Below are 8,150 nucleotides of genomic sequence, written 5' to 3'. Positions count from 1 at the left end.
TGCTGCCCGGTGGGGCAGAGGTCGCGTGCCTGCGGCCCGGTGGAGGCTGAGGTGGCATGCCTGCGGCGCAGGGTTGCGGTGTGGTGGGGGCGGGCGTAGCGCCTACGGGCGGTGGGTGGTGCGGGGCCGCGGTGGGGGCGGTCGTCCTCGGTCTGGCGCGAGAGTGCGTCTCGAGTGGTGCAGGGTGCGGACGCGCCAGCCGCTGCGGGCGCCCACCCCCACCCCGTCCCCTCCCCGCCGTCGGCGGCCGCACCAACACCGTGGCAGCCATCCCCCTCCGCCGTAGGCGGCGCCGCTGCCGCCAACCGCGGGCAGTCGTGCCGCTGGGGCGATGGGGGAGGGTGGGCGCGGCGGCACCCCGTAAGTGCCGGGCTGCGCGAACACCTCCGGCTCGCTCCCGCGCCGGTGCCTGGTGTCCGCGCCGACTGCGGGGAGTCGTGCCGCTGGGGCGATGGGGGGGCGCGGCGGCGCCTCGCCGGCGCCGAGGTGGGCCGAATCCCCCCGGCCCGCACCCACGCCGGGTATCGTCGGAGTCCACCCCCGCCGAAGGCGCCCGCGGCCGCAGGTGCACAGCCTCGCTGTCAAGGGAGAGGGGGTTACAGGCGGCCCAGGACCTTGGTCAGGAGGGCGCCCATGCGGGTCGCGCTGTCGCGGCCCGCCTGGAGGACCTCCTCGTGGTTCAGCGGCTCGCCGGTCATGCCGGCGGCGAGGTTGGTCACCAGGGAGATGCCGAGGACCTCGGCGCCGGCTTCGCGTGCGGCGATGGCCTCCAGGACGGTGGACATGCCCACCAGGTCCGCCCCGATGACGCGCGCCATGCGGATCTCCGCCGGCGTCTCGTAGTGCGGGCCGGGGAACTGGGCGTAGACGCCCTCCTCGAGGGAGGGGTCGATCTCCTTGCACAGGGCGCGCAGGCGCGGGGAGTACAGGTCGGTGAGGTCGACGAAGTTGGCGCCGACGATCGGCGAGGTCGCCGTCAGGTTGATGTGGTCGCTGATCAGGACCGGCTGGCCGGGGCGCATCCCCTCGCGCAGACCCCCGCAGCCGTTGGTCAGCACGATCGTCTTCGCGCCCGCCGCGACCGCCGTACGGACGCCGTGGGCGACCGCGGCCACCCCGCGGCCCTCGTAGTAGTGCGTGCGGCCCAGGAAGACCAGGGCGCGCTTCGCGCCTATGCGGTACGAGCGGATCTTGCCTCCGTGGCCCTCGACCACCGGCGGCGGGAAGCCGGGCAGCTCGGTGACCGGGTGCTCGGCCTCGGGGGTTCCGAGCGCGTCCACGGCCGGGGCCCACCCGGAGCCCATCACGAGGGCGACGTCGTGGGTCTCGGCGCCTGTGAGTTCGCGCAGACGGGCTGCGGCGGCGTCGGCTGCGGCGTAGGGGTCGCCCTGGATGTCGTCCGGAAGAAGAGAAGCGTTCACGTCGATGAGGGTAGCCGGTATTCGCCTACGCGCGTAGATGTGGGAGGTGACGGGATGGCGATCGTTGTCTTGTCGTTTCCGTCAGCAGGGTCGCTTGCGCAGTTCCATGACGTAGTCGTGGGGCGCCCCCGCGGACTCCGCCGCGTCGGCGATCTCGCCCAGGTAGCGCGCCGAGGGCAGTCCGCCCTCGTAGGAGTTGAGGACGTAGGTCCAGGCCTGGTCCTCACCGTCGAGGGTGTGCACCCGGACCCGGGTGCGGCGGTAGATGTCCAGGCCGGTCCCCTCCCAGCGGTCCAGGGACTCCTCGTCCATCGGCGCGATGTCGTAGAGGGAGACGAAGACCTGGGAGAGGGGGTCCTCGACGAGGGTGGCGAGTGCGCCCTCCCAGCCCATGTGCTCGCCGCCGAACGTCAGCCGCCAGCCGTTGAGCCAGCCGGTGGCCCGCAGCGGGGAGTGCGGGGCGCGGCGGGACATCAGCCGGGCGTCGAGGTTGCCGGCATAAGCGGCGTAGAGCGACATGGGGGAAGGGTACGGCAGGGGGTGGCGGGGGCGATGTGACCGAGGGGGAGCACCCCCGGGCGGTCGCACGGTGAAGTGTGCGGGACAATGGAGTACGTGACTCGGATCGTGATCATCGGTGGCGGACCCGGCGGATACGAAGCGGCGCTGGTCGCCGCGCAGCTCGGCGCGGAGGTGACCGTCGTCGACTGCGACGGCCTGGGCGGTGCGTCGGTGCTGACCGACTGCGTGCCGTCCAAGACCCTCATCGCCACGGCCGAGGTGATGACCACCTTCGACTCCTCCTACGAGGAGCTGGGGATCATCGTCGCCGACGACACCCCGCCGCTGGAGCAGGCCGCGCGGGTGGTCGGTGTCGACCTGGGCAAGGTCAACCGGCGTGTGAAGCGGCTCGCGCTGGCGCAGTCGCACGACATCACCGCCTCCGTGACGCGCGCCGGCGCGCGTGTGATGCGCGGGCGGGGGCGGCTGGACGGGATGCAGGCGCTCGACGGGTCACGCAAGGTCGTCGTCACCGCCGCCGACGGGAGCGAGGAGACGCTCACCGCGGACGCCGTGCTCATCGCGACCGGCGGGCATCCCCGTGAGCTGCCGGACGCGCAGCCCGACGGGGAGCGGATCCTGAACTGGACGCAGGTGTACGACCTCGACGAGCTTCCCGAGGAGCTCATCGTGGTCGGTTCCGGTGTCACCGGTGCCGAGTTCGCCGGCGCCTACCAGGCCCTCGGCTCCCGCGTGACGCTGGTGTCCTCGCGTGACCGCGTGCTGCCCGGCGAGGACCCGGACGCGGCGGCCGTGCTGGAGGACGTCTTCCGGCGGCGCGGCATGAACGTGATGGCGCGGTCGCGTGCCCAGTCCGCCAAGCGGGTGGGGGACCGGGTCGAGGTGACGCTGGCGGACGGCCGGGTCATCACCGGCTCGCACTGCCTGATGGCCGTGGGCGCCATCCCGAACTCCGAGGGCATGGGCCTGGAGGAGGCCGGGGTGCGGCTGCGCGACTCGGGTCACATCTGGACCGACAAGGTCTCGCGGACGACCGCTCCGGGTGTCTACGCGGCCGGTGACGTCACGGGCGTGTTCGCCCTGGCCTCGGTGGCCGCCATGCAGGGGCGGATCGCCATGTACCACTTCCTTGGCGACGCGGTCGCTCCGCTGAATCTGAAGACGGTGTCGTCGAACGTCTTCACCGACCCCGAGATCGCCACCGTCGGCTACTCGCAGGCCGACGTGGACGGCGGGAAGATCGACGCGCGCGTGGTGAAGCTGCCGCTGCTGCGCAACCCGCGCGCCAAGATGCAGGGCATCCGCGACGGCTTCGTCAAGATCTTCTGCCGCCCCGGCACCGGCATCGTGGTCGGGGGTGTGGTCGTCGCGCCGCGCGCCTCGGAACTCATCCACCCCATCTCGATCGCGGTCGACAACAACATGACCGTCGAACAGATCGCGAACGCCTTCACCGTGTACCCCTCGCTGTCGGGCTCGATCGCCGAGGTGGCACGGCAGTTGCACACCCGGAAGACGGCCGGGGAAGGCTGACACCGCCCTATACCACTTGCTGTGGGGCTGTGCGAACAACTTCTGCTATTCAGCGCAAACTGCTGAAAGCAGACGGTCGTCGGCGTTACTGTCAGTTTCGTGTTCGCTGCAGAACGTCGCCAATTGATCCTCGAAATGGTGCGAGCGAACGGGGCCGTGTCGCTCCGTGAGCTCGCCCGCGTCGTCCAGACCTCCGAAGTGACCGTACGGCGGGACGTGCGCGCGCTGGAGGCAGAAGGACTCCTCGACCGCCGGCACGGCGGTGCGGTGCTGCCGGGTGGTTTCACGCGAGAGTCCGGCTTCCCGCAGAAGTCACATCTCGCGACCGCCGAGAAGACCGCCATCGCCGACCTCGCCGCGAACTTCGTGGAGGAGGGCGAGGCCATCGTGGTCGGCGCGGGAACCACCACGCAGGAGCTGGCCCGCCGGCTGGCCCGGGTGCCCGGGCTGACGGTCGTCACCAACTCCCTGCTGGTCGCCCAGGCGCTGGCCCACGCCAACCGGGTCGAGGTCGTGATGACCGGCGGCACGCTCCGCGGCTCGAACTACGCCCTCGTCGGCAGCGGTGCCGAGCAGTCCCTCCAGGGACTGCGGGTCTCCCGCGCCTTCCTCTCGGGCAGTGGCCTGACCGCCGAGCGCGGGCTGTCCACGTCCAACATGCTGTCGGCGTCCGTCGACCGGGCGCTGGTGCAGGCGGCGGCCGAGGTGGTGGTCCTCGCCGACCACACCAAGCTCGGCACGGACACCATGTTCCAGACCGTGCCGACCGACCTGATCACCCGCCTGGTGACGGACGAACCGCCCGCGCACGACGACCGGGCGGCGACCGAACTTCAGGCGCTCGCGGACCAGGGCGTGCAGATCGCCGTCGCGGGGGCGCCGGGGGGAAACGGCAGCGCGGGAGGTGACGGCCCGCCATCGGGGCGGCAGCGCCGTGACGTGCCGCTGCCGGGTCCGAGGCGGCAAGCCCCCGGCCTGCGTTCGGCCGTGGCGCTGGGCGCCGCGGCGGACCAGGGGCAGGGCGCCGAGCGGGCGGCCCGGGTGGCGGACCTGCGCCGGCGCTGACCGGGAGGGCGCCGGACGTGACGACGCCCGGCGCCCTCCGTGGGAGGGCGCCGGGCGCTGCCGCGTCGGCGGGTGTCAGTCCTTGATCTCGCAGATCGCCGCACCGGAGGTGACGGAGGCGCCGACCTCCGCGCTCAGGCCCTTGACGGTGCCGGAGCGGTGGGCGTTGATGGGCTGCTCCATCTTCATCGCCTCCAGGACGACGACCAGGTCGCCCTCCTTGACCTCCTGGCCCTCCTCGACCGCGACCTTGACGATCGTGCCCTGCATCGGGGAGGCGAGGGTGTCACCGGAGGCCGCCGGGCCGGACTTGCGGGCGGCACGGCGCTTGGGCTTGGCGCCGGCGGCGAGGCCGGTACGGGCCAGGCTCATGCCGAGCGACGCCGGCAGGGAGACTTCCAGGCGCTTGCCGCCGACCTCGACGACGACCGTCTCGCGGTCCGCCTCCTCTTCGGCCTCCGCGTCCACCGCCGCGGCGAACGGCTTGATCTCGTTGACGAACTCCGTCTCGATCCAGCGCGTGTGCACCGTGAACGGGTCGGTGGAGCCGGTCAGTTCGGGGGCGAACGCCGGGTCCTTCACCACCGCGCGGTGGAACGGGACGGCCGTGGCCATGCCCTCGACCTTGAACTCCTCCAGCGCACGGGCGGCGCGCTCCAGCGCCTCCTTGCGGGTGCGGCCGGTGACGATCAGCTTGGCCAGCAGGGAGTCCCACGCCGGGCCGATGACCGAGCCGGCCTCCACGCCCGCGTCCAGGCGCACGCCCGGGCCGGACGGCGCGTCGAAGGCGGTGACGGTGCCGGGCGCGGGCAGGAAGCCCCGGCCCGGGTCCTCGCCGTTGATGCGGAACTCGAAGGAGTGGCCGCGCAGCTGCGGGTCGTCGTAGCCGAGCTCCTCGCCGTCGGCGATGCGGAACATCTCCCGCACCAGGTCGATGCCGGCGACCTCCTCGGTGACCGGGTGCTCCACCTGGAGACGGGTGTTGACCTCCAGGAAGGAGATCGTGCCGTCGTTGCCGACGAGGAACTCCACGGTGCCCGCACCGACGTAGCCGGCTTCCTTGAGGATCGCCTTGGACGCGCGGTACAGCTCCGCGACCTGCTCGTCGGAGAGGAACGGCGCCGGGGCCTCCTCCACCAGCTTCTGGTGCCGGCGCTGCAGCGAGCAGTCACGGGTGGAGACGACGACCACGTTGCCGTGCTGGTCGGCCAGGCACTGGGTCTCCACGTGCCGGGGCTTGTCCAGGTACCGCTCGACGAAGCACTCGCCGCGGCCGAAGGCGGCGACCGCCTCGCGGACGGCCGAGTCGTACAGCTCGGGGACCTCCTCGAGGGTGCGGGCGACCTTCAGGCCGCGCCCGCCACCGCCGAAGGCGGCCTTGATGGCGATCGGCAGGCCGTTCTCCTCGGCGAAGGCGACGACCTCGTCGGCGCCGGACACCGGGTCGGGCGTACCGGCGACCAGGGGAGCGCCGGCGCGCTGCGCGATGTGCCGGGCGGCGACCTTGTCACCCAGGTCGCGGATGGCCTGCGGGGGCGGGCCGATCCAGATGAGGCCCGCGTCCAGTACGGCCTGGGCGAAGTCGGCGTTCTCCGAGAGGAAGCCGTAGCCGGGGTGGATCGCGTCGGCCCCCGACTCCCGCGCGGCCTTCAGCACCTTGTCCATGTCCAGGTAACTGGTGGCCGGAGTGTCACCGCCCAGGGCGAACGCCTCATCCGCGGCGCGGACATGCAGAGCGTCCCGGTCCGGGTCGGCGTAGACGGCAACGCTCGCGATTCCGGCATCCCGGCAGGCCCGGGCAACGCGGACAGCGATTTCGCCACGGTTGGCGATGAGCACCTTGCGCACGATTGAGGCTCCCTCCTTGAAACAAGCCGAGTTTAGGGACTGCCGACACGGCACTTCGACCCGTCCCCGGTGGTGAGCTTGCCCACACGGAGCGTGATGCGAGGCTTGCTCGACCCGCGAAATCCCTTGTCGCACCTCGGTACGCAGGACTCCTCCCGGAAACCCTAGCCCTCCTGTGTGGTCAAGGTCTCTGTGAGAGCGTGCTGCGGCCCACTTCGAATCTTTGTGGAGTCCCTACGAATGGCCCAATGATTCTTTGCCCTCCGCCGAACCCTTGTACGGACGTTTACCCGTTAGTAGCCTTCGCGTCGTCCCGAACATACTCGGGGTAACCACAGTCGTGCTCGAAAGTGGGTGGGGGCCGGTGGTCCGCAGACCGGTGGCGTGGATCGTCGCGCTCGTGCTGTTCGCCGAGGCGCTGGGCATCGGGGCGGTGAACTGGTTCCTGGGCGTCGTCGTCGACCGGCAGGACATGTCGCTGGCCGGTCTGGACCCGGACATGATGGCGGTGTCGTCGAAGGCCGGAGGAGTGGTCTTCGGGCTCTACTTCGCCGCGTGCGGCCTGGTGGCCCTGCTGGTCGCGCTGCGCGACCGCGCCCCGGCCGGCTTCGGCCGGATGCTGCTGATCAGCGCCGCGGTCGTCCACGCGCTGCTCGGCGCCTTCGCCTGGGGCCTGATCGACTGGACCGCGTTCCTCGCCATGATCGTCGTCCTCACGCTCATCGTGCTGCTCCTGATGACGTACGACGGACGGCCCGGCGCGCCCGCGGACGCCGCCCCGGAGAAGGGCGGCCCCGGCGGTGCGGACGGGACCGGGCCCGGTGGTGCGGAAGGGACCGGGCCCGGTGGACCCGGCGCCCCGGTCAGCCCTCCGGCGGCGCCCACAGCTCCGTGATGCCGACGCCCAGTTCGGCCAGCAGGCGCCGTACCAACGGCAGGCTGATGCCGATCACGTTGCCGTGGTCGCCGTCGATGCCGTCGATGAACGGGGCCGAGCGGCCGTCCAGGGTGAACGCCCCGGCCACGTGCAGCGGTTCGCCCGAGGCCACGTAGGCGGCGATCTCCTCGTCGGACGGTTCACCGAAACGGACGACCGTGGAAGCGGTGGCTGAGGCGTAGCGCCCGCCGGCCGTCTCGTAGACGCAGTGGCCCGTCTGGAGGGTGCCCGTGCGGCCGCGCATGGCCTTCCAGCGCGCTGTGGCCTCCTCGGCGTCCGCGGGCTTGCCGAGGGCCTGGCCGTCCAGCTCCAGGACCGAGTCGCAGCCGATCACCAGCGCGCCCTTCACCTCGGGTTTCGCGGCGACGACGGAGGCCTTGGCCTCGGCCAGGGCGAGCGCCAGTTCGGCGGGGGTGGGGGCGGAGACGGCGTCCTCGTCGACCCCGCTGACGATCACCTCGGGGGCCAGTCCGGCCTGGCGGAGCAGCCCGAGCCGGGCGGGGGACTGGGAGGCGAGCACGAGGCGGCGACGCGGCTGATCTGTCATACGGTCAGCGTATCGACGTCGCCCGTCCGGCTCATCCCGCGACGGCCTCGTGCGGGGTGGGAGGCGCTTCTCACCGCACGCCGATCACCAGCATCACGAGCACCATGGCCAGCGCCATGAGAACGCCCAGCCGCCGCAGCATCTCCTGCGTGTCACGCAGTTCCTTGGGCGGCTTGTTCTCGGGGTCGGACCACAGCATTCCTCCAGCGTGCGGCGGAGCCGGCGGAGGGCGCCTGAGTACGCGTACTCAACTTGGCGGGGGTGGGGCGGGGCAGGG

Annotated in this window: 8 protein-coding genes; 3 read left to right on the top strand and 5 right to left on the bottom strand. The window is 72.0% G+C overall.

Translation table 11 applies throughout. The features are described 5' to 3' along the window. Positions 1 to 596 precede the first annotated feature (596 nt). Positions 597 to 1,421 carry a purine-nucleoside phosphorylase gene (locus B100_RS0133295; RefSeq protein WP_024888659.1) on the bottom strand — a complete coding sequence of 275 codons (825 nt, stop codon included), beginning with the start codon at positions 1,419 to 1,421 and terminating at the stop codon, positions 597 to 599. Between the two features lie 81 nt (positions 1,422 to 1,502). After that, positions 1,503 to 1,940: a gamma-glutamylcyclotransferase family protein gene (locus tag B100_RS0133290; protein ID WP_024888658.1), complete on the bottom strand. Its 438-nt coding sequence runs from the start codon at positions 1,938 to 1,940 to the stop codon at positions 1,503 to 1,505. A gap of 87 nt (positions 1,941 to 2,027) precedes the next feature. Between B100_RS0133290 and B100_RS0133285 the strand changes: the two genes are divergently transcribed. Together B100_RS0133285 and B100_RS0133280 are read left to right on the top strand one after the other, a co-directional pair. Next, positions 2,028 to 3,476, top strand: coding sequence for an NAD(P)H-quinone dehydrogenase (locus B100_RS0133285; RefSeq protein ID WP_024888657.1), 1,449 nt, complete (start codon positions 2,028 to 2,030; stop codon positions 3,474 to 3,476). A gap of 99 nt (positions 3,477 to 3,575) precedes the next feature. Further along, on the top strand, positions 3,576 to 4,541 hold the full coding sequence (locus tag B100_RS0133280) for a DeoR/GlpR family DNA-binding transcription regulator (RefSeq protein ID WP_078541351.1): 966 nt from the start codon (positions 3,576 to 3,578) through the stop codon (positions 4,539 to 4,541). Positions 4,542 to 4,616: 75 nt separating this feature from the next. On the opposite strand, the gene B100_RS0133275 is transcribed toward B100_RS0133280, so the two are convergent. Beyond that, on the bottom strand, positions 4,617 to 6,389 hold the full coding sequence (locus tag B100_RS0133275) for an ATP-binding protein (RefSeq protein WP_024888655.1): 1,773 nt from the start codon (positions 6,387 to 6,389) through the stop codon (positions 4,617 to 4,619). Between the two features lie 364 nt (positions 6,390 to 6,753). On the opposite strand from B100_RS0133275, the gene B100_RS0133270 reads away from it, so the two are divergent. Further along, on the top strand, positions 6,754 to 7,284 hold the full coding sequence (locus tag B100_RS0133270; protein WP_037724054.1) for a hypothetical protein: 531 nt from the start codon (positions 6,754 to 6,756) through the stop codon (positions 7,282 to 7,284). Here the strand turns inward: B100_RS0133270 and B100_RS0133265 are convergent. Further along, positions 7,253 to 7,873, bottom strand: a complete 621-nt coding sequence (locus B100_RS0133265) for a Maf family protein (protein ID WP_024888653.1) — start codon at positions 7,871 to 7,873, stop codon at positions 7,253 to 7,255. The genes B100_RS0133270 and B100_RS0133265 overlap by 32 nt on opposite strands. 70 nt (positions 7,874 to 7,943) lie before the next feature. After that, positions 7,944 to 8,072: a morphogenic membrane protein MmpB gene (gene mmpB / locus B100_RS37945; protein ID WP_467970416.1), complete on the bottom strand. Its 129-nt coding sequence runs from the start codon at positions 8,070 to 8,072 to the stop codon at positions 7,944 to 7,946. Positions 8,073 to 8,150: the final 78 nt, after the last annotated feature.

This window comes from Streptomyces sp. CNH189 (genome assembly GCF_000527195.1).
The sequence above is the reverse complement of the archived record's forward strand: the minus strand, read 5'-3'. Positions and strand labels throughout refer to the sequence as shown.